Annotated in this window: 12 protein-coding genes and 2 pseudogenes; 10 read left to right on the forward strand and 4 right to left on the reverse strand. The window is 56.2% G+C overall.

Translation table 11 applies throughout. The features are described from left to right. Window positions 1-20 precede the first annotated feature (20 nt). Window positions 21-1,541 (forward strand): aldehyde dehydrogenase family protein, encoded by a 1,521-nt coding sequence (locus tag ACJ70B_RS20645; RefSeq protein WP_408960708.1) that lies wholly within the window; start codon window positions 21-23, stop codon window positions 1,539-1,541. 605 nt (window positions 1,542-2,146) lie between these two features. Here ACJ70B_RS20645 and ACJ70B_RS20650 read toward each other — a convergent pair. Further along, window positions 2,147-2,911: an IclR family transcriptional regulator gene (locus ACJ70B_RS20650; protein ID WP_408960315.1), complete on the reverse strand. Its 765-nt coding sequence runs from the start codon at window positions 2,909-2,911 to the stop codon at window positions 2,147-2,149. A gap of 142 nt (window positions 2,912-3,053) precedes the next feature. Here ACJ70B_RS20650 and ACJ70B_RS20655 point away from each other — a divergent pair. After that, window positions 3,054-3,704 (forward strand): annotated as a pseudogene (locus ACJ70B_RS20655) (site-specific integrase); the annotation flags it as partial. 350 nt (window positions 3,705-4,054) lie between these two features. Further along, window positions 4,055-5,044: a sulfite exporter TauE/SafE family protein gene (locus tag ACJ70B_RS20660; protein ID WP_408960316.1), complete on the forward strand. Its 990-nt coding sequence runs from the start codon at window positions 4,055-4,057 to the stop codon at window positions 5,042-5,044. Between the two features lie 390 nt (window positions 5,045-5,434). Here ACJ70B_RS20660 and ACJ70B_RS20665 read toward each other — a convergent pair whose 3' ends face one another. Both ACJ70B_RS20665 and ACJ70B_RS20670 read right to left on the reverse strand, forming a co-directional pair. Continuing rightward, the gene (locus tag ACJ70B_RS20665) at window positions 5,435-6,268 is read right to left on the reverse strand and encodes a phosphosulfolactate synthase (RefSeq protein ID WP_408960317.1); all 834 of its coding nucleotides are present in this window, start codon (window positions 6,266-6,268) and stop codon (window positions 5,435-5,437) included. 138 nt (window positions 6,269-6,406) lie between these two features. Next, window positions 6,407-7,759 (reverse strand): MmgE/PrpD family protein, encoded by a 1,353-nt coding sequence (locus tag ACJ70B_RS20670; RefSeq protein ID WP_408960318.1) that lies wholly within the window; start codon window positions 7,757-7,759, stop codon window positions 6,407-6,409. Between the two features lie 232 nt (window positions 7,760-7,991). On the opposite strand from ACJ70B_RS20670, the pseudogene ACJ70B_RS20675 reads away from it, so the two are divergent. From ACJ70B_RS20675 to ACJ70B_RS20700, 6 genes and pseudogenes are all read left to right on the forward strand, one after another. After that, a pseudogene (locus tag ACJ70B_RS20675) lies at window positions 7,992-8,988 on the forward strand (IS630 family transposase). 863 nt (window positions 8,989-9,851) lie between these two features. Beyond that, window positions 9,852-10,349, forward strand: a complete 498-nt coding sequence (locus tag ACJ70B_RS20680) for a ribbon-helix-helix domain-containing protein (RefSeq protein ID WP_408960319.1) — start codon at window positions 9,852-9,854, stop codon at window positions 10,347-10,349. Then, window positions 10,346-10,609: a hypothetical protein gene (locus ACJ70B_RS20685; protein ID WP_408960320.1), complete on the forward strand. Its 264-nt coding sequence runs from the start codon at window positions 10,346-10,348 to the stop codon at window positions 10,607-10,609. The genes ACJ70B_RS20680 and ACJ70B_RS20685 overlap by 4 nt, the downstream gene beginning before the upstream one ends. A gap of 231 nt (window positions 10,610-10,840) precedes the next feature. Then, complete coding sequence (locus tag ACJ70B_RS20690) at window positions 10,841-11,965, forward strand: tyrosine-type recombinase/integrase (RefSeq protein WP_408960709.1); 1,125 nt, start codon at window positions 10,841-10,843, stop codon at window positions 11,963-11,965. 369 nt (window positions 11,966-12,334) lie between these two features. After that, a complete protein-coding gene (locus tag ACJ70B_RS20695; protein WP_408960321.1) occupies window positions 12,335-14,419 on the forward strand; it encodes a hypothetical protein in 2,085 nt (694 codons plus the stop codon). Between the two features lie 1,001 nt (window positions 14,420-15,420). Beyond that, window positions 15,421-17,685: an alpha-L-arabinofuranosidase gene (locus tag ACJ70B_RS20700; RefSeq protein ID WP_408960322.1), complete on the forward strand. Its 2,265-nt coding sequence runs from the start codon at window positions 15,421-15,423 to the stop codon at window positions 17,683-17,685. Between the two features lie 3 nt (window positions 17,686-17,688). On the opposite strand, the gene ACJ70B_RS20705 is transcribed toward ACJ70B_RS20700, so the two are convergent. After that, window positions 17,689-18,516, reverse strand: a complete 828-nt coding sequence (locus ACJ70B_RS20705) for an SDR family NAD(P)-dependent oxidoreductase (RefSeq protein WP_408960323.1) — start codon at window positions 18,514-18,516, stop codon at window positions 17,689-17,691. Window positions 18,517-18,744: 228 nt separating this feature from the next. Here ACJ70B_RS20705 and ACJ70B_RS20710 point away from each other — a divergent pair, with 228 nt between their 5' ends. Further along, entirely contained in the window at window positions 18,745-19,920 is a 1,176-nt protein-coding gene (locus ACJ70B_RS20710) for a sialidase family protein (RefSeq protein WP_408960324.1), read from the forward strand. Window positions 19,921-20,174 lie beyond the last annotated feature (254 nt).

Genomic DNA, 20,174 nt, shown 5'->3' on the forward strand with positions numbered 1-20,174 from the left:
CACACGAACTGGTGACCAACGTGTCTTCACAGTACTATACAGACGATATCGAGCAGAATCACGAACGCGCACGAGAAGATGTCGCTGCACTTGGCGAGTTTGACGCATGGGTCGACGGGGAATGGGCGGCTGTTGCCGACGGTGACACCTTCGAGACACGAGACCCGGTTGTCGATGAACCTATCCTCTCGGTTCCACGGTGTCGAGCCGACTCGGTCGATACGACTGTCGAGCACGCGGAAGCGGCGTTTGAGTCAGAGTGGAAGAGCACGGACGCCACGGAGCGGTCTAACCGTCTCCTCGAGTGGGCGACAGCGCTCAAGGAAAACGCCGATGACCTGGCACTAATTGAGAGCGTTGACGGTGGAAAACCGATCACGCATGCGAAAGCCGAAGTACAGTATGCGATCGAATTCCTCGAATACTACGCAAAGGTCGCACAAGCCGACGAAGGGTCGACTCTTCCGACCGGACCCGATACCCACGTCTATACGCGATACGAACCCTACGGCGTGGTCGGACTCATCGTCCCTTGGAACTTTCCCCTGATCATCGCGATGTGGAAAGTCGCGCCTGCCCTCGCTGCAGGGAATACGGTCGTCCTCAAACCCGCCGAACAGACGCCATTGTCAGCGCTCTATGCTGCCTCGCTTTCGAAGGACGTGCTCCCGGATGGCGTCTTTAACGTCGTAACCGGATTCGGCACGGAGGCCGGTGCACCGCTGACGGAACATCCGACGGTTCAGAAAATCTCCTTTACAGGCGAGGACGCGACCGGCGAGCAGATCATGCGAACTGCCTCGGAGAATATTACTCCCGTCACTCTCGAGCTCGGCGGGAAGTCGCCGTATCTTGTCTTCCCTGACGCAGACCTCGAGAAAGCCATCCGAGACATCTCTCACGGAATCTTCTACAACGCCGGACAGTCCTGCGACGCCTGTTCGCGAGTACTTGTCCACGACGATATCGCCGAGGAGTTCACCGAGCGGCTCGCGGACCGTGCTGAGTCGTTGACACCCGGTGATACGCTTCAGGAGGGCACCAAGGTTGGGCCGCTCGTCTCGAAAGACCAGTACGAAAAGGTAACCGAGTACGTCGAAGTCGGAAAAGAAGAAGGAGCAACGCTCGTCCGTGGCGGTGTCTCCGATGATGAATCGCTGGCCAACGGCTGGTACGTCGAACCGACGATATTTACGGATGTAGACAACGATATGCGTATTGCTCAGGAGGAAATCTTCGGTCCAGTCGAGACGATCATCACGTTTGATTCGTACGAGGAAGCGATCGAACTCGCCAACGATGTCGAGTTTGGACTTGCAGCAGGTGTGGCAACTACGGACACATCTATCGCTCACCGAGCAGCTGCTGATATCGAAGCAGGGTCAATCTGGATTAACGGTGGCTATGCTACGCCGATTCCAGGGGCCCCCTTTGGCGGATTCAAGCGCTCGGGAATTGGTCGTGAATTGAGTAAAGACGCGCTCCGTCACTACACCCAAGAAAAGGCCGTCTACCTCTCGACAGACGAGCCGGACCTATAAGAGCACGGTGAGTCGTCGCTGGTAAGACATCGGACAGGGAAGCGTCGATCAATTTTTAGAAACTCGTGCTGGACGTACTGAACACGCCGAGATACCTACATATAATATTAATTCTATATTCCCCACCGCGTCAAGTATTGTATCAAATGAGAAATACTGATAAAGAGGGGGAAACAAGTAATTATTTGATTCCTAATACAAATATGGGGAGTAGTTGTAGATGGGTATTCTGGAATTCGGGCAGTATCGGACTATTTAGAGAGCAAAATAATGCAAATATCCAGAAAAGACATCTTAGATCCGCCTTGTCCTAAAAGATCACTCTAGGACCAATCATCTGCGAATTTCTAATTACCTGTTCTGATCCCACCTGGCCATAATATTGCATATCTGAGCCAATACTACTGCAGGCATTAGACTGAAACACTAGACAAAGGATACTATCGCAGTCGGAAACTGACTATTATAGAATTTCTTAAAGAACGACGAGGTGTGAAGGATGATCCCAATGCGTAATAGCGTCAATTGGCGACCGAGATCGCAGGCGGTGCTTCGTCTACTGCAAACGAACTAATGCAGTGCTATCACTCGCTCCCGCCAATTCGTCAATCGTAGTCAAGTTTCAGGCTGATCGTGTTGCCGGCGGCAAGTACTGATTCTTGGACCATCTCTTTTTTCTCATTTTGCTTCATGCGATTCTCCGGACCAGACACGCTAACCGCCCCAACAACATCCTGGTTATAAAGAATCGGCGCTGCGACCGCGTAAACGCCGGGTATCTCTTCAACATCGTTCACTGCGTATCCGTTTTCGCGAATCGTTTCTAGCTCGTCGAATAATTGGCGTTTATTCGTAATCGTGTTCTCGGTCTTTTTCGGTAAGCCGTGACGGTCAATGATTTCCTCAACCTTTTCGTTGTTCATGTGTGCAAGTTGAACTTTTCCGCCGGAAACATAGTGCATCTTTTCCCGTTTCCCAACACGCCCACGGGCGCGGATCGACTGATCGCTCGTATGTAAGTCTAGGTAGACGCAGAGGCCTTCTTCTTCCGTGAACAACCAGACCGTCTCTTCCGTTTTCTCAGCAAGCGTCTCGAGTTCAGCATGAGCGGCTTCAACGATTGGAAGTCGCTCTCGCGTTTGAATTCCGATATCGAGAAACTTCAGACCAGTATAATAGATATCGTTTTCTTTAACGAGATATCTTCGATCGAGGAGTGACTGGAGATGTATATGTACTGTACTCTTGGGGATGTCTAACTCAGCCGCGATTTCAGATGTTCTTGCGCCATTTAACTCTGAAATTAAATTTATTATATCTAATGTTTTCTTTATAGATTTTAATCCCCTATCATTATCGCGGGCAGGCATGGCATCACCTATCCAAACGAGACGTAAATAGGTTTATTCTGTTGTGCTAGTTCGTATTCGTCCTCACGAATCGCCTTGAGTACGTCGTTGAACCATGGGTCGTCGTCAACGTCGTCCGGGTCCCCGTGTTCGTCCTCACGTAACAGTAGTCCGAATTGGCGAACTCTTTCGGGACCTGAACGACCCGCGCCGGCGCGGGGTTCAATGGGAGGAGATCTCGCTTGACGACGGGAGTATGGATGTCTATCGGAAGAAACAGCAGTGGGACGCCGCCAGCCATACTGACCCGGTGATTTCGCCGCTTCGGAGTTATCGAAAGCTGATGGATCCACCAATGGAGCGGTGGCCAGTGTTTCCGACGTTCGATCAACGGACGCTCGCGACGCTCGTACAGAATGAGCTGGCCGACCAAGGGGAATCCCCAGATGCAATCGAAAAGCGACGTGGTGAGTATGCTCGTGACCTCTTACTGGCGCTTGACGAGGGTGTGCGGCCGCCGTTGATCAGGACGGATGGCGCACGGGCGATCCTTCAGCGACTCACAGACGCAGCAGAGATTGATATCGACCATCCGAACCACGACTATCTCGCATCCCACGGCGGTCAACGTGGGATGGGCGAAGTCCTCGTACGGGCATTCGGCTACACGGTCGCGGCTCGATATCTCGATAATTCGGAAGAGATGGTCTGTGAACGGTATTCGCATATTGAGGCCGGGGAATTGGGCGATGTCGCTATGAAAGCTATAGAAGAAGTTGACCACCTTGGAAATAGGCCTCACACGGAGCAGTGAGGAAGTCGTTGCGGGTCATGGTGGATATCTGTTTGAATCAGAAGGCGAAAACAACGCTAACGACTGGTCTTTCGGCCCTATTTGTGTGGATAATAATCAATCCCCCAATAAATTTAATTCGAGCCTCGGAGGCCTCAAGTTGGAGTCTGTCCATGACGACAGTCAGCCTACCGGAGAGCACATGACTTTCAGATTCGGTGTGGCCATGAGGGGGCCATGTCCGTGGTCATTCACTGGTTCCTCCAAGTCGTGGTGATCGTGAACCACAGGAACAGTACTTAGCTATCACCTACTGTTTTGCTCGCCTCAAGGGAGAAACGATTGTAGTGGTTGCGACCGTGTGTGAACATATGAGCCTTTTCGAGGTAACCATCCCACTCGTCTTCCTTTTCGTCGTGTTCGGCTTGACTGTCGGAATCCTCTTTGGTTTCTTTGGGATGGGTGGGAGTTTCTTTGTCACCCCGGCACTACTCGTTCTCGGCCATTCCGCTCCCACCGCTGTTGGAACCGGTCTTGCGTTCGTGTTTTGGACCTCGCTTGTTGCTACTCTTGCTCATCGAGAGCTCGATCATATCGACTATCGGCTCGGTAGTCTGCTAATCGTCGGGATGACGGTCGGCATCGAAATCGGGAAGCGAGCACTACTCGTACTCGCTGGCTTCGGACTTGCGGATCTCGTAGTGAGCATACTCTATGTCGTCCTTCTCGCCGTAGTTGGCATATTTGTCATCCGTGACGGACGACATCCCGCACTCGAAGAAGAGACGGATGTCGTGAATCGAGCTCCACTGGCCCTCGAGCGAGTCTATTTACCGCCCATGGTTTCCTTTCACGGAAGCATCGATATCTCGATCTGGATCGTGTCCTTAATCGCAGTACTGATCGGAATTCTGTCCGGATTCCTCGGTGTTGGCGGAGGATTTCTAATGATGCCGGCACTTGTGTACGGTCTGGCGATGCCGGGAGCCGTCGCGGTCGGAACGGATATCTTTCAGATCACAATCTCTAGTGCCTACGGGACGTTCGTGTACGGACAGCGAGGGGCGATTCATTTCGCCATGCTGCTCCCTCTGTTGATCGGCAGTACGGTCGGAACCCGCATTGGAGCTCTGCTGACTGACTATCTTAATGATGCAGAGCTCAGAACGAGCTTCGGTGTCATGCTACTCGTCGGAAGTGTGTCGGTCGCAAGTAAAACCATCAGCCATACATTCGATATCAAACTGTTACACGATCTCAGTTTGACCCTTCTTCTCGGCGGTGCATTAGCGATGAGCGTGGCTATTCTCTACCGCGGAATGCGAAATATACGTAACGAACAAACAGCTACGAGACGATAATCATCCCGTTGAACTGCTCTGCGCCTCGGACGGTAGACAACATCACGTTCCAGACGCCTACTAGATATCAAATTATTACGATAGTTCGTCTTCTGACCGAAATCACTGACTATCTTCAAGATATCCGTTACGTAATTGTATTCCGAGATCTGACCGCGCTCGCGCGTTCTCCCAGTTTGACGGCGTCAATCGTATCGCAGAACTCGACAAAGACGTGGAACGCCAAGCGATGTCCATGGAGCGTAATCGTCTCTCTACTCTGCCTACACAGACATGGAAGTAGTAGATATTGCATCTCTGCAGTGCCAGTCTCGATGAAATCGTGATCGAAATAGAACGCTATAGACCCATGTTATCTGATTACTGTTGCCCAACAGATATAGCGTCTAGCTACAGGTCATCACCCTTCCACGTGACGGTCCGCCCCCAGGTAGTCGCCTTGCCCCAGAGGCCAGAACGCATACATTCGAGTTCGACGATCTGGGAGTTATCCACGAACAGGTTGATTTCGGGGCCGAAGTTCTTGATATACCATTCAAACATTTCGGGGCCCGGCGCCTCGAACACGAGATTCTCGATCCCGAGTTCGTTCGCAATCTGGTAGGCGACATCGGTTCGCCACTCAGTCACCTCTTCAGTGATACCCTCGGCCTCAACCATCAGTAATTCGGCGCCAGCATCTAAGTGGCGACGGCCCTCCTCGATGGCCTGCTCGGGGTCCTGTTGGCCCTGCTCCTCGAGAATCTCGGGATCGGTAGCGCCGCCTGCTCCGAACTGGACATTGATCTCCGGTTTTGGATCGATTTCGTAGTCATTTGCCACGACTTCAGTCATCCGTACCATGTCGTCGGTTCCAATCGCGAGGAAACCACTCGAAAGCTCTACAATATCGAACCCGAGCCGTTCGGCCTCCTCAAAGTACTGCTCGACCTTGTCGTTATCGCGGATAAGGACGTTCTCGACGAACCCGCCCGTGGACACCTTGACGTCGTACTCGTGACAGACGTCGATTAGCTCCGTCACGGCCTCCTCCGGCATTAGGGCGAACGAGCCGCCGCTAAACTTGTAGATGTCGACGTATTGCCCCATCGTCTCGAAGATGTCGCGGAGCTCGCGGGGCCCCATGGGATCGTAATATGGTCCCCGAATCTCCGTGATACCTTTCTCTCGGGGCTTCTCTTCGCGCTCGTTGTGATGCAGGAACTCGAACGTGCGGTCGACCATAATCCGGTAGCAGCTTCGGTGTCTGTATCCTTAGTGCGGGGTGCAATGATCAGGTTAATCTGAATATGAGGAATACCTATGGAAAACTTAGCGACGCGGATAGTCCGTTTAACGAGACCCAACAGACGGGAAAACGGCCTACGTCAACAGGCTCACCAGGTCGTCAACGGTATGCGACTCTAGTTTCCTGACCGTCGCAACGACAGTGTCCCGACGATCTTCGTCGAGGTGAGTGCCAGCCGTATCGTGGAATTTGGACTCGATCTGGTCCCAGCTCATCGGGTTCGTTGGATGGCCTTGGAAGGCGTCCTTCTCGACTACGTGAGTAGCGCCGTCCTCGAGTTCGACCGTCACGCGAGCGGGCATCTCCCCGGCTTCGAACCGTTCAGTAAATGCCTCGTCCTCCTCAACGGTGACGTGCCGGAGGAGATACTGGACGTCATCACGGGTGATGCGTTCCGGCTCATACTGGGCGTTCCCCATCTCACGGTCGAGGAGTGCTGTTGCCAGCATATACGGGAGTGAGTGATCGGCTTGTGCCTTTGTCTCAACCGTGTGGCGATCTCCCTCGCCACCACCGATGATGAGCTTCGCGCCGGCGAACGTCTTCAGATCGATAAGTTCGACATCGCTCCCATCGAGATTTTCCTGTTCGGCCAGTTCGATGATGCCCTCGACAGCAGATTGGGCGTACGTTTCCGCAACGTATCGCTTCGTCATGACGTCATGGACGTGGGTGCAGCGTGGGTCAAGATCGACCTCGAACTCGCCGCTGATCACCTGCTTCCACCCCTTTTGTCCCTCGAAGAGGTTCTTCGGTCCCTCCATCCCATCACTGGCCAACAGGGCCGCGTAGACGGCGTTGCGGGCAGCATTGGCCGACGCGATACCCTTCCACTCGTTAATGCCACCCGTGCGGGTTACGCGGAGGGCGTTGTGGGCGGTTCCGGCGATGCCGATGGCGTCCCTAGTCGTTTCGACGTCGAGGTCGAGTACCTTCGCAACGCCGCAAGTCGCCGAGAGAACCGTGTGGGTCACGTGGTCCCAGCCCATGTCGCGGACTGGGGCGTTCCAGGCAAGTTCGCCCTGAACCTCGTAGGCGACGCCGATGCCCTCGAGAAGTTCTTCACCAGACGCGTCGGCAGCCTCGGCGACCGCAACGACGGCTCCGATGTTATCGCTTGGGTGGGGTGTCTCTCCAGGCGCGAGAAAAGAGTCCATGAAATCGAGATAGCGAGTCAACGCTGTGTTATGCATCGCAGCGCCTACCGGCGACGCAGTCTCATTTCGGCCCCAGAGTGTACAGTCGTCACCAGGGTTAGTTCGCTGGACAGTCTGGTGAACTACCTCCACTGGCTCCGCCCTTAAGGCATTGATTGCAATGCCGACCGAATCAAGTACCCGCTTTTTCACTTCCTCCTGTGTATTCTCAGAGAACTCTTTAGCAGAGACCTCTTGAACGAATCTGGCGAGTTGATCGGTCGTTGTCACGAATATAGATGCGGCTGCCCAGCGGAAATTTCTTTGCCTATCCTCTGAATCCTGTGACCATTCGGCTAATGGGTTTATCGTGGCGATAGACCATTTCCCGGACGGAAAATCGTACTTACCATAGTACGTCTAACAATAATTTAGTGAAAGAACCAAGACGCTCTAGATGATTTCAATCTTCGAACTATAGTAGCTGTTAGAATTTTCTGCCCATAAATTGTTACTGTTTGTAATAGACCATCTCGACGAAATCTCCCTCGAAGAGCTTCACGATGCACTCGACAACGTCGGGGGAAAGAAGCCGTCACAGCGGCTATTAGCGGCAATTGCGTACAAAACGGCGTCACGCAGACCGAACTTGCCGAGTGGCACAACACCGGCCGACGAACAATCTACAGTTGGCTCAAGCGACTCGACACTGACGAGTCGCTTGAGCAGGCTGTTACTGATGCTCACCGATCTGGGAGAAAGCGAAAGCTCTCAGAAAAAGAGCAACAAGAGTTCGAAGAAACAGTCCACGAATCTCCCGAAGAAGTTGGGGTAGACGCGTCGGCGTGGACGCCGGCGCTCGTCCAGCAGTATCTCAACGAGACCTACGATGTCAAGTACTCAATCTCGAGTTGCCGGCGGTTGCTCAAAGAAGCGGGATTGAGCTATCAAAACCACGTCCTACAGCCGTCGAATCAGATGCTGAGGAGCAAGAAACGTTCCGTGAGGAACTCAAAAAAAGCGGCGGGAGATGGACGCCACAGTAGTCTGTATCGATCAAACCAAAAATCCGTGCAAGTTGAGCCGCGTGCCGCCTAGTTTCCGCGCGGCACGCGGCCGTCCGTCGAACTGTCTGGACAACGCGACTGGACGTGTCTGTTGGGCGCGATCACCGAGGACGGTGATCTCTTTTTCTCTCGGTTCGAAGAGTACGTTACCGCCGCCCACGCAAAACATTTCATTCTTGCGTTATGGAAATAGTTCGAAGATGATCTAATCATCGTGCTGGATGAAGCGCCGTATTTTCAGGCGTCGGCCGTCACGGACCTGGCGGCCCGTGACGACCTCGCCTTCATGAGATTACCGGCGTATTCTCCCGAACTAAATCCGGTCGAGGAGTGCTGGAGACAGCTCCAAGCAGCCCTAGCAACTGGCTCTTTGACTCACTTCCTGAACTCACAGCAGCGATTGATACCGCTCTTGATCAACTCTCGCTTCCAAAAGTGAGCAATTACTTCTAATGACTACTATAGTTGGGAGTCGTGACACCCCGCCCGTGACCGCTCACGACGAGGTACGTGGGACCGACCAGTATAATCGTTCCGAGGAGAAACGATTGGATGATCAGTTGCAGTCGTTTTTCGTACGCTGTTAACTCGTCTAGATCTGCGGACACAAGTGCAAGCAATTGGTACCCGCGTACCAGTGGGTTTCGGGATCGTGGACGGGATCGTTCGATTGTCATCCCTCGAAGTTGCCAGAACGACCAGCCGCTGTACACAAGCGGTGACGCCCACATACCCACCCATGACCCGAGTAAGGCGAGAACGGGTGGGTCACCTACCGAAAACTCCGGTACGTCTGCGGGCAGCCACCAGCCCAGTACTATGAGGCTCATCGTTGAGAGCACGAATGAACCTATGGATGCGACGAAGAGGATTCCGAAAGGCCGTCCGAGTGAACCAGGTCGAAATCGAGAACTCACCCACTCCAATTTCCCGTCACCAGTAGATTTCCCACACATACCGTCCGGTAATAAATAGATGCTGTTTTATATATTTCTGAAACCATCATAATTTAATTGTTGGGTTGCAAGCGGGACTGGGGACTTCCTCGGGCTGATCAGTGTCGGGGCGACCGACGGCAGCCCCGACGACGAACACGAGAGACACCACGCGACCAACGAGACGCTCGAGGGAGAACCACACGATGCTGCGATCGAGCAAACCGTGACTATGAGTGGGAGGTGGAGGGTCTCGCATGAGGCGCATACACACCTGCGCGATAGCCGTCTCCGTACGGGTCCCCACCCCCTTGTATACGAACTGCACGTCCCGACGCCGTCTGCGTATTCACCGGATATGCAAATCGGGGTGAGCCAGTGATGGCCCGGATGGATTACGATCCCTCGAGTCGCGTCTCGTTCGGCTGTCCCGACGAGTTGCTCGAGACGCTTGACGAGATCGCCGACCGCGAGGACAAGAACCGAAGCGAGAAGCTGCGCGAACTGGTCCGGAACGAAATCGAGGCGAAAGGCGATCTGCACGAGTCCCAGCCGATTCTTCCCGACGACGAACGGCTCGCTGATGCCTACCGGATGCTCCACCAGCGCGCATCGGCTCCCCATAAAACCGAGCTTCGCGTGACCCTCGAGGCCGCAAAGAACAAGCTCTACGACAACGTCACGCCCAAGAGCGCTGTTCTCGACGAGATCATCAAGCCCCTCGAGAGTATCAACTACGCCTCAGTATCGTCGGGCAACGAGGTCGTGTGGGTCTACGTCCGACCGATGCGTTACACTGACGGTGAAGACATCGTCGAACCCGAAGAGAAGCAGTCGCGTAAGTCGGTCTCTTTTCGTCTCTTCTCGAGGATTTTATGATAATAGGGCTGAAACACTTGGTAGTTGATGACCTCGAAGAGAAGATCCGCAACCCTAAACACGTTGATGGAGTGCTCGCTGAGTTTCACACAGCGGCGGCACTGTCTAGTTACGCACTTCTGGCGTCGATCGACGCTTTAGCGGCTGTCGCAGCACTACTGCTGAAGGATGAAATACTCACTCTTTGTGAGAAGTATGCTGCGGTAGCTGAATGTTCGTTGCTCGTCGATCGAGTCCCACTTCTGTCAGAGACGAGATGACGATGTCACAGGAGCCATCACGTCTTCACTGGTTCCACGTCTTGCGGTTTCCCTTATCTAGACAGTGCCGGAATCACCTATTTGAACACTACGCGAACAACAACGTAGATCTACTTGACGCCAATTAATCAAGTGTGGTTTTATGAGAGTCCGTCTTCTCTACGAATCACGAACAATGAGAGGGAAGCGGAAACTGCCTTTCGAGGGTGATCGCACGTGAATCCAGCATCGATGGCAGTCGCCGAGCCGCTCGAGGAGTTCCTCCGGTCGAAATCGAAAGGCGGCGAAGACAGCGGGAACTACCGACGCAATCTCGAGCGCTGTATCGAAGATTTCCTCGAATGGCTTGCGGAAGACGCACGCTCGGACGGGACGTTCGGCGAGTTAGACGAACGGACGTTCCGCCGATATGCGCGAGAACTCACAAACCGAGACCTCACAGCAGGGACGGTGCTCACCTACTATGCACACGTCAGCGCCTACATCGGCTGGTGCGTTCGCGAAGGACTCCTCGAGGCGAACTACGCCCAGCGAAACGTCGCGAAGGAACCGCTCCCCGACAACGACGGCCGTCGATCGGGCGATCAGCAGGCCTGGACCGACGACCACCGAGCGCAGATTACGCGCTACGTCGACGAGCGGGCCCACGACGCTGCCGACGAGAAGGGGTTCGACGCTGTCCGAGAATTCCGTGACCGAGCGCTCGTCTACGTCCTCTGCTATTCCGGTGTCCGCGGCGGTGAGATTTTCGCAGATCCGAAAGACGACCGTCGAAACGGCCTCCGATGGGATGATGTTTCGCTCGAGGATCGGACGATGACCGTTCTCGCAAAGAAGCAAAACTGGTCCGATCGATCGCTAACGGAACAGACGATAAATCCTATGTCGCGATACAGAAAAATCCTCGATCCCGCGGGGGATGACTGGCCGGTCTTTCCGACATTTCACCTCCCGACGCTCTACGAGACGCTTCGGAACGGGCTACAGGAGGACCGCGGTTGGTCGGAAACGGAGGTCAAGGAGTACGTCGGCGAACTCACCGGCCAAGTGGACGTATTCGACGCGCTCCGAGCGCACGAGCTCACGCCACCTTCGATCAACACCGACGGCGCTCGACGGATCATGCGGCGTCTCTGTGAGAGTGCCGACATCGATCTCGACGATAAACACGGCTATCTCGCACCACATGGCGGCCGGCGCGGCGCGGGCGAAGTGATGGTTCGCCAACGCGGATTTACCGCCGCCGCCCGTCTACTGGATAACAGTGAAGAAGTCGTCCGAGAATCGTACTCGCACATCGAAGCGAAGGAGATGGCCAAAGACGCCGGCGACGCGTTCGCAGAGCACGATACGTGATCGCTTAGATCGGTTCCTTACAAAGCCCTCTCATTAACTGCTTCTGAGACGCGAGCCGACGCAGAAGCCGGTACTGAGAAACCATTGTAAAGGAAGGTTCGCGACTGAGAGTACCGGATGCCATAGCCGGCGACGAAAAGTGGACGGTCTGCGTGTGTTTCGTCGTTCACCTACTGTTTCGTGATTGCATAATTACCAATCAAACGTTTCAACTAACTTGCTTTGCGAGGTGCTAGGTCTGAAGAGTTAGTGCCCTACATCCAGAACGGGTAGTATATCGATTAAGCCATATGAAGATGAGAATAATTTTATGTTTTAATTCATATATTAATCGGTAGGATGAAGTCCGAAGCCGTAGCGAGATTATGCATGGTACAAGAGAATTCCCGAAACAGCGAATTGGAGGAAGACAGCGTTTCGCGACGTGATTATCTGCGAGCAGGACTTGTCACGACTGGGATAGCCGTATCTCCAGCAGTGCTCACTGAAGGAATGAGGACTGCACGCGCGGCATCGAACCCTCTATCTGACCCGGCACCGGTTGACTCCGCCATTGGTGGGGGGGAACAGTATGGGCGAAAAGTTTCTAAAGGAGACTATACTGTCTCTACAAAAGATCAGCTGGTCGATAAGCTAAGCAGTGCTGATTCTGGAGAAACCGTCTACATCCCGAATGATGTAGCAATCGACCTCGGAAAAGAGAGGAACATCCACATTAACTCAGGTGTGACCTTAGCCAGTGGACGCGGAATCAACGGTGCGCCCGGTGGCCGGCTGTATACGGACCATATCAATACAAATTCAGAATCGGGTACCCCTGTTTTCGAAATCAGGGGTGATAACGTTCGTATCACTGGTCTTCGGATGCAGGGGCCACGAGCCGACTATTTTAATCCAGGCAAATGCGAAGGCCAAACCGGCTTACAATGTCGAGATGACGAAGCTATGGGTACCCATGCGACACGTGGATTCCTGATTATGGGTTCTGAGGTGGAGGTAGATAACTGCCAAATGTATGGGTGGCCGTGGGTGCCGATCATGACTGGTGCCTATGATGGCTATGCTGTAAACACTCATATTCACCATAATAGCCTCCATAACAACCAAATGGAAGGATACGGATACGGAGTTCGAGTTACTGTGGGCAATCCGACAATCGAATGGAATTATTTCGATAGAAATCGTCATTCAATCGCTGCGAGTGGATCGCCAGGATGTAGTTATGAAGCGCGGTATAATTTGGTTGGACCGCATACGGTCAGCCATGCATTCGACATGCATGGAGAAGAGACTGGTGACGTAACCGGTGGCAAGCGCGCCGGTGACGAGATGCACATCCACCACAATACGTTCCAGTTTGAGGAAAGTTATGTCTACAAAACCGGACAAGAAGGAGTTACCGTTCGCGGTGTACCGGATGAACAGGCCATACTAGAAAACAACTGGTTCTACCACGATCTCCCGGATGGGCAGAACAAACCAGATAGTACTAACACTAGCGAAAACGGACAGCCGTTCCGTCAATACAAGACTCCCCAGGATAACTGGATGAATCTTACGTTCACCAATAACCACTACGGTCGTGACGAGCCCGCTTCGGATATCGGTCATCCGCGTTCCGGAGACGGAGGCGATAGGGGGAGCGGCGGGGATGGGTCGCTTACCGCTGAAATCGGAACAGTTTCACAGGACTCGGACATGTGGCAAAGTGTCTCGTTCGACGAGTCGTTCGCTGACCCGATCGTGGTAATGAAGCCGGTAGCGCAGTTCAACGGTGAGAACCCCAGTCACACTCGAATCCGGAATGTGACGAGCAGTGGCTTCGAGTACATGATCGAAGAGTGGGAATACACGGCGGATGGACACCGCCCTGAGACAATCAGCTACCTCGCGATGGAGAAAGGAACCGGAGTGACGAGCGATGGGAACAACCTCGAAGTTGGAACGACGACCGCTGACGAGTCATTTAGTACTCTTACATTCGAATCGAACTTCAATCAAGCCCCCATCGTGTTCACACAGACACAGTCAGTAAACGGTTCGGACCCAGTCGTTACACGCAACGCGCATGTAAACACAGAAGACTTCATCGTCCGACTCCAAGAGACAGGTAACAAAAGCCACCGTGGTGAGGTGACCGCCTATATCGCTATCGAACCCGGTGTGACGACCCTCGGCGGAGGTGAGGTCGAAATTGGGCGGAAAAGTGGTGTAACCGACGGCTGGGAGAGACTCGAGTTCAATGGTAGCTACTCGTCGCCCGAATTTGTCGCGGATATGCAGACAACCAACAGCGGCGATGTGGCAACCCTCCGATACAGAGATCCCGATACTAGCGGTGTGGACATCGAAGTCGAAGAAGAGCAAAGTAACGATTCTGAGAGCGATCACCCCGGCGAGACCGTTGGGTATCTCGTTACTACCACCGAAGGTAGCGGTGGAGCTGGTGGATAGGGTGCGGTTGGCGCATACAACGAACACGGTGACGAAAACACATCGCCATGACCAGCAAGAATGACGCCGTCGTCAAACGTGGAACGCCCGTAAGGGCATCCAGCGGTATTGACAGAATGTCATAGAATTCTTCGTGCCTCTCAGAAACAGCCTGAAAACCAGTGGCTGGGGAACAGTCGATATCTCGATCAGCAGAACCACTGAGAGTGGACCTCTTAACCGACATCCGGAAACGATGCCAACTGTTCTATGACTCCTTAGTATTGGTACAAAGGTTATATCGAGGGAGACCGTCACAGCGGGCATCTACGGGACTGGTCGCAAACGACCGGAACGGATCAACGCGACCCGGGTAACTGCAGAATCTCACTCGGAGCATGCTCACCGTCGTTCTCTATTAGTGGCCGATCGAGCGCAAGGTTGCACGACGAACTCGCTATTATCACCGGAGAGAGGGCAATTCAGTCACCGACGCTCTTTACACAAATACAATCGTAACACAGGGATCAACCCCGATTCTCTCCTCCGCCTGCTGTGGTCGGTTCGTTCGATCTCGAGTGGACGATCGGCTCTCGCGAGACATCGTGTGTTGAGGAGAGAACGCGGTTCTATGGCCGAGAACGACGAGGCACCGCCTCTGTTGACAAAGGTGTCGTCTTCGATGGCGAGGACGGTGATGTCTCGCTCGAATTCGAGCGAGACGCAAGCAATAGTGCTCCACTCGAGCTTCCTCTCGAACAGACTCATTGTCGAAGAATACTTAATAAATGGTGATGAATAATAGGTTCATGGTTCGTGGTAACAACCATAGGCCCACCAGCAGTCGTGGTAACGACGATGAACAGCGCGGGATCGTTTCGCGACGGCGTTTTTTAGCGCTCCAGTCGATGATCGTCGCCGGGGCTGCGACCGGAACGGCAGCGGCGGAGTCAGCTCCCGACGCCGCCGATGGCGTACAGAATACGGTCTCAGTGGATCCCTCGGATCGGACGGAGAGGCCCGTGTCGGATCAGATATTCGGTCGCCTCTGTGAGCACTACGAAGCGGGAACGATCTACCCCGGCGTCTACTCCGAGCACGTCAAGAACAACTCGTTTTACCCCAGGGAGTGGTCGACTGACGACTACTTCGGACCAAAGACGTTCTTCGACCCCGCGACGATCGACCGCCACGAGAACGTGCCGTTCCCGTGGGAACCCGTCGACGGCGACGGTGTCGCATTCGAACAGCGCGACGGCGGTGTCGCCGCGGTCGAGACGACCGACTACCAACGTGTCGTTCTCGAGGACGTCCGTGGGGGGATTTCGCAGAAAATCGTCCTGCCGGATTTCCGCACACTGGAATACGACCTCTCGTTCTCGGTTCGCGGCGAGGGGCTCGAGGCCCTTTCCGCCGCGATTACGACGATGGACGGCGAATGCCTCGCAGCCGCCGAGGTCAGCGTCGGCGACGGCTGGGAGCGCCACGAGGTCGCGGTCGAACTCAGCGAGGACAGCGGTGATCAGTACGTCGCCGGATCGGTCGCGAACGTCGAGACCCCCTACGGGGAGTACGTCCTCGAGTTCACCGCGGAGGGAAGCGGGCACGTCGATTTGGATTGGATCACGCTTCGGGCCGGCGACGCGATCAACGGCAAGTTCAACCCGTCGACCGTCGCGTTGATGCGAGAGCAGAACACGACCTGGCTGAAGTGGCCGGGTGGGAACTTTACGAGCCAGTACAACTGGCGGGACGGCGTCGGCCCGCTGGACGAGCGTCCGATGCGTTTCAACCACGCGTGGGGCGGCGTCGATCCGAACTACTTCGGCACGGACGAGTACCTCGAGTTGTGTGAGGTCGCCGATCTCACGCCGCGTCTCACCGTCGGCTGGTGGGACAATCCGGGGGAGTGGGCCTCGGAGCGACAGATCCTCCCCGAAGACGCCGCCGACTGGGTCGAATACTGTAACGGCTCCGTGGAGACGGAGATGGGCGCGCTCCGCGCCGAGAACGGGAATCCGGAGCCGTACGACATCGAACACTGGGAAGTCGGCAACGAGGTGTGGGGGCCGTGGCAACGCGGCCATACGGCCGATCCATCGGAGTACGCGAGCGGTTCTGACGAGCGGATTGGATTCAATGCGTATTACGATGCGATGACGGCGGTCGACGACTCCATCACCGTCCTCGCAGACGGGATGGATCCGGGGTACGACGAGGCGAACACGCCGGACCCGGACGAGTGGAACGGCACGCTGTTCGCGGAGTCGGGCGACCGTCTCGACGGACTGGATCTCCATCGCTATAACTGGGGAATCGAGGAGCAGGCGGAGCGAGACGCGTGGTACGAGGCAAACGACGCAGGGCCGATTGACTACAACGAGGTGCTGGTCATGTTCCCCACGCAGTTCGGGGAGTTGATGGACGAACTCAGCACCGATGCTGCCGAGGCGGGCATCAAGGACTTCCGAATCAACGTCGGCGAGTACGGGCTTTTCCCGACGGTCGACGAGGGCGCGCCGTACCCCGGACCGGAGACGATGCCGGGCGGATCGTACGTCGCAGGGATGCTTAATTCGTTCATCCGGCAAAGCGAGACCGTCGTAGAGGCGTCCCAGACGTGGGTACCCGTGCGTCTGTTTCCGCCGGAATTCACCGAGTCGCCGCCGGATCCGAACCCGCTTGCGCCGGCGGGTTCGGTGTTCGGCCTCTACTCCGCGGTGTTCGAGACCGCCGCCGAGTGGCACGCGGTCGATATCGACGTCGGCGGTGCCGGGCGAACGATTCCCGACACCGGCCCGCGCATTCGTCACATGGCGGACGTCCCATACGTCGACGCCGCCGCCATGCAAAACGAGCGCAGCAAGGAACTGTGTCTCTTTCTGACGAACCGAAACCTCCGGAAATACAGCGAAACAACGGTCAAACTCCCCCAATGGTACGCCGGGAAGCCGGTGGCGATCACCCGCCACCGCGCGACCGCGAGCGAACGACCGCTTCCCCACGAATTCCAGGAATCGTGGGAAGAACCGGATGTCTACGAAGTAGCCCAGTCCATCGAGCGCGTCGACCGGGACGGGACCCTCTCGATCGAAGTCGGTCCTGCGTCGGTGGTTCGATTGCTCGTCGACAACGATCACGGACGCCCCGACGTGATCGGTGACAACGGCGTGTGGTCCGGCTTCGGCGGCGATGAGGACGAGTGTCGTCCTGGAAGGAGACGGGAACGGGGACGAGGGAGGTCGCCCTTCGACGGAGACGACGAGGCGTGGCCTCGAGACGGATAGCCGTTACAGAATTTGGTAGCCACCGTCGACGTACAGGAGGTGGCCGGTAACGTAGGAGGCCGCGTCGGAGGCCAGAAACAGATACGACCCCGCGAGTTCGTCCGGTGTTCCCATCCGCCCCATCGGAATCTCAGGGTCGATCTCCTGGGCGTTGAGATCGGGGAGGGCCGCGTCCTCGAGGACGAATCCGTCGCCAATCTCACGGGCGAAGTCGGGGTTGCCGGTTCCGAACGTCGTCTCGATGATCCCCGGCGCGACGGCGTTGACCCGGATGTCGTATCGGGCGAGCTCGAGTGCTGCGACACGAGTGAGCATCATGACCGCGCCCTTCGAGGCGTCGTACATCGAGTGGCCGACCTGAGCGTACTCGGAGCTTATCGAAGCCGTGTTCACAATCGATCCCGGCGTATCCCTGTCGAGCATGTCCCTGGCCGCCGCCCGACAGCCGGCGAAGACGCCGCGGACGTTGATCGCGAACACTTGATCGAACGCGTCCGCGTCGGTCTCTACCAGGGACGCTTCGCGGTAGATCCCGGCGTTGTTGACCATCACGTCGACGCCGCCGAACTCCCTGGCGGCCGTGACGACTGCGCCGACTTCCTCCGGGTCCGAGACGTCGGTTTCGATGAATTCCGCGCGGCCGCCGCGATCCTGAATGAGTTCGTGTGTCGGCCCCGAGACGTGGTCCTCTTTGGGCGCTTCCCGAATGTCAGCCACGATCACCGTCGCGCCGGCCTCACCGAATCGACGTGCGACTTCACGGCCGATACCGGAGGTGCCGCCCGTCACGATCACGGTCTCATCAGAGAAATCGTACGCTATCTCTCCCATACGGTGCCTCCCTCGACCAGTCACTTAATTGTTGCTTCAGCTCACGGAGACCGAGCCACGATGGCGAACCGACGGCGATCGCACGGGGGCTCGCGTTCGCTCCCCTCACGGTTCGCGTCGATCACTCAGATTTATGTGAGCTCGAGCGAACGTGTGGTTCGTGAACAGACCAGTGAGACGGCTCGGTATCGAGCCGAGCGAATCGACAAAAGGACGGTGGGAACTCGAATGACGGCTGACGAACCTCGATCGCCGGCCGACGGAGGCCGACGTGTCCTCTTTACGCCACCAGCGGACACTCCCGGCCCCGGCGCGATGTACCCCCGCGTCGTGCGGTTGGCACACGACGAGTCCGCGGGGGAGACGCTGCTCACGACCTTCGAACAGTACGGAAGCGGCGACAGGGACGGGTCTGATCCGCCGGCCTTTCCCCTGTATCGCAGTCTAGATGGCGGACGGACCTGGTCGCGGTTCTCCGAGATCCGCGATACACAGAACGGGTGGGGGCTTCGATATCAGCCGACGCTGTTCGAGTTGCCCGAGTCGATCGGCCCGTGGGAAGCGGGGACGATACTGGCCGCGGGGAACGCCATCCCCGAAGATCGGTCTCAAACGAAGATCGATGTCTATGCGAGCGAGGACGGCGGCCGAACTTGGTCGTATGTGAGCACCGTCGCGACGGGCGGCAAGGCGGTCCCTCGAGCCGGCGAAACGCCAGTCTGGGAGCCCGAATTCGCGCTCGACGTCGACGGGAACCTCGTCTGTTACTTCGCCGACGAACGCCACCGTGAGCAGGGGTACAATCAACTCGTCGGCCACCGTGTCTCCCGCGACGGCGGTCGAACGTGGGGCGAGGAGACGTTCGACGTCGCGATACCCGACGGCGAAGAGCGTCCGGGGATGCCGGTCGTGACGAAACTCCCCGACGGCAGGTACGCGATGGCCGTCGAGATCGTCGGGCCGAAATATGAAGGCGGAATCTTCGTCAAGACCTCGCCGGACGGACGATCGTGGGGAGATCCGGCCGCCGTCGGCTCTCCGGTACGGACGGCGGAGGGGTACCAACTCGTGAACGGCCCCTACATCAACTGGACGGCCGCTGGCGGTGACGAGGGAACTGTCCTCGTCTCGGGGAAGACATTGCGCGATCAGGACGGAAATCAGGCCCCCGGAAGCGGACAGACGCTCCTCGCCGCGACCGATCTCTCGGAACTCGACTCGTGGACGACCGTGTCCGCCCCGCTTCAGTTCGACGACGCGATCGATGTCGGTCAGCAGACGGTCGGCTGGACGACGCCAATACTCCCGCTACAGGGCGGCAAACGGCTGCTTCAGTTGACCTCGACGGCCGTCGAAAACGAACGGTGTGAGATTAGCTACGCCACCGGATCGTTCGATCTATGAGGGAAACTGCACTGCGAGCGTATCGGGGGAACGTTTAATGTCGGTCTTCCTGAAGAGCCACTAATGACGGAACGAGAGGACGCGACAGACCGGGTATATCGATGTCCGAACTGTGAGGGAGACCTGACGTTCGTTCGGCAGTCGTGGCGTTGTCTCGACTGTGGCCACGTCCCAAATCACGCCGCCGATTGATGACGGTGTTTCGCCGACGCAACGCATCACCGTACGGCTTCGCCGGCCGCAGACGCCGGTGT

The sequence above is a fragment of the Natrinema sp. 74 genome, from assembly GCF_046097095.1.
Classification (GTDB): Archaea; Halobacteriota; Halobacteria; order Halobacteriales; family Natrialbaceae; genus Natrinema.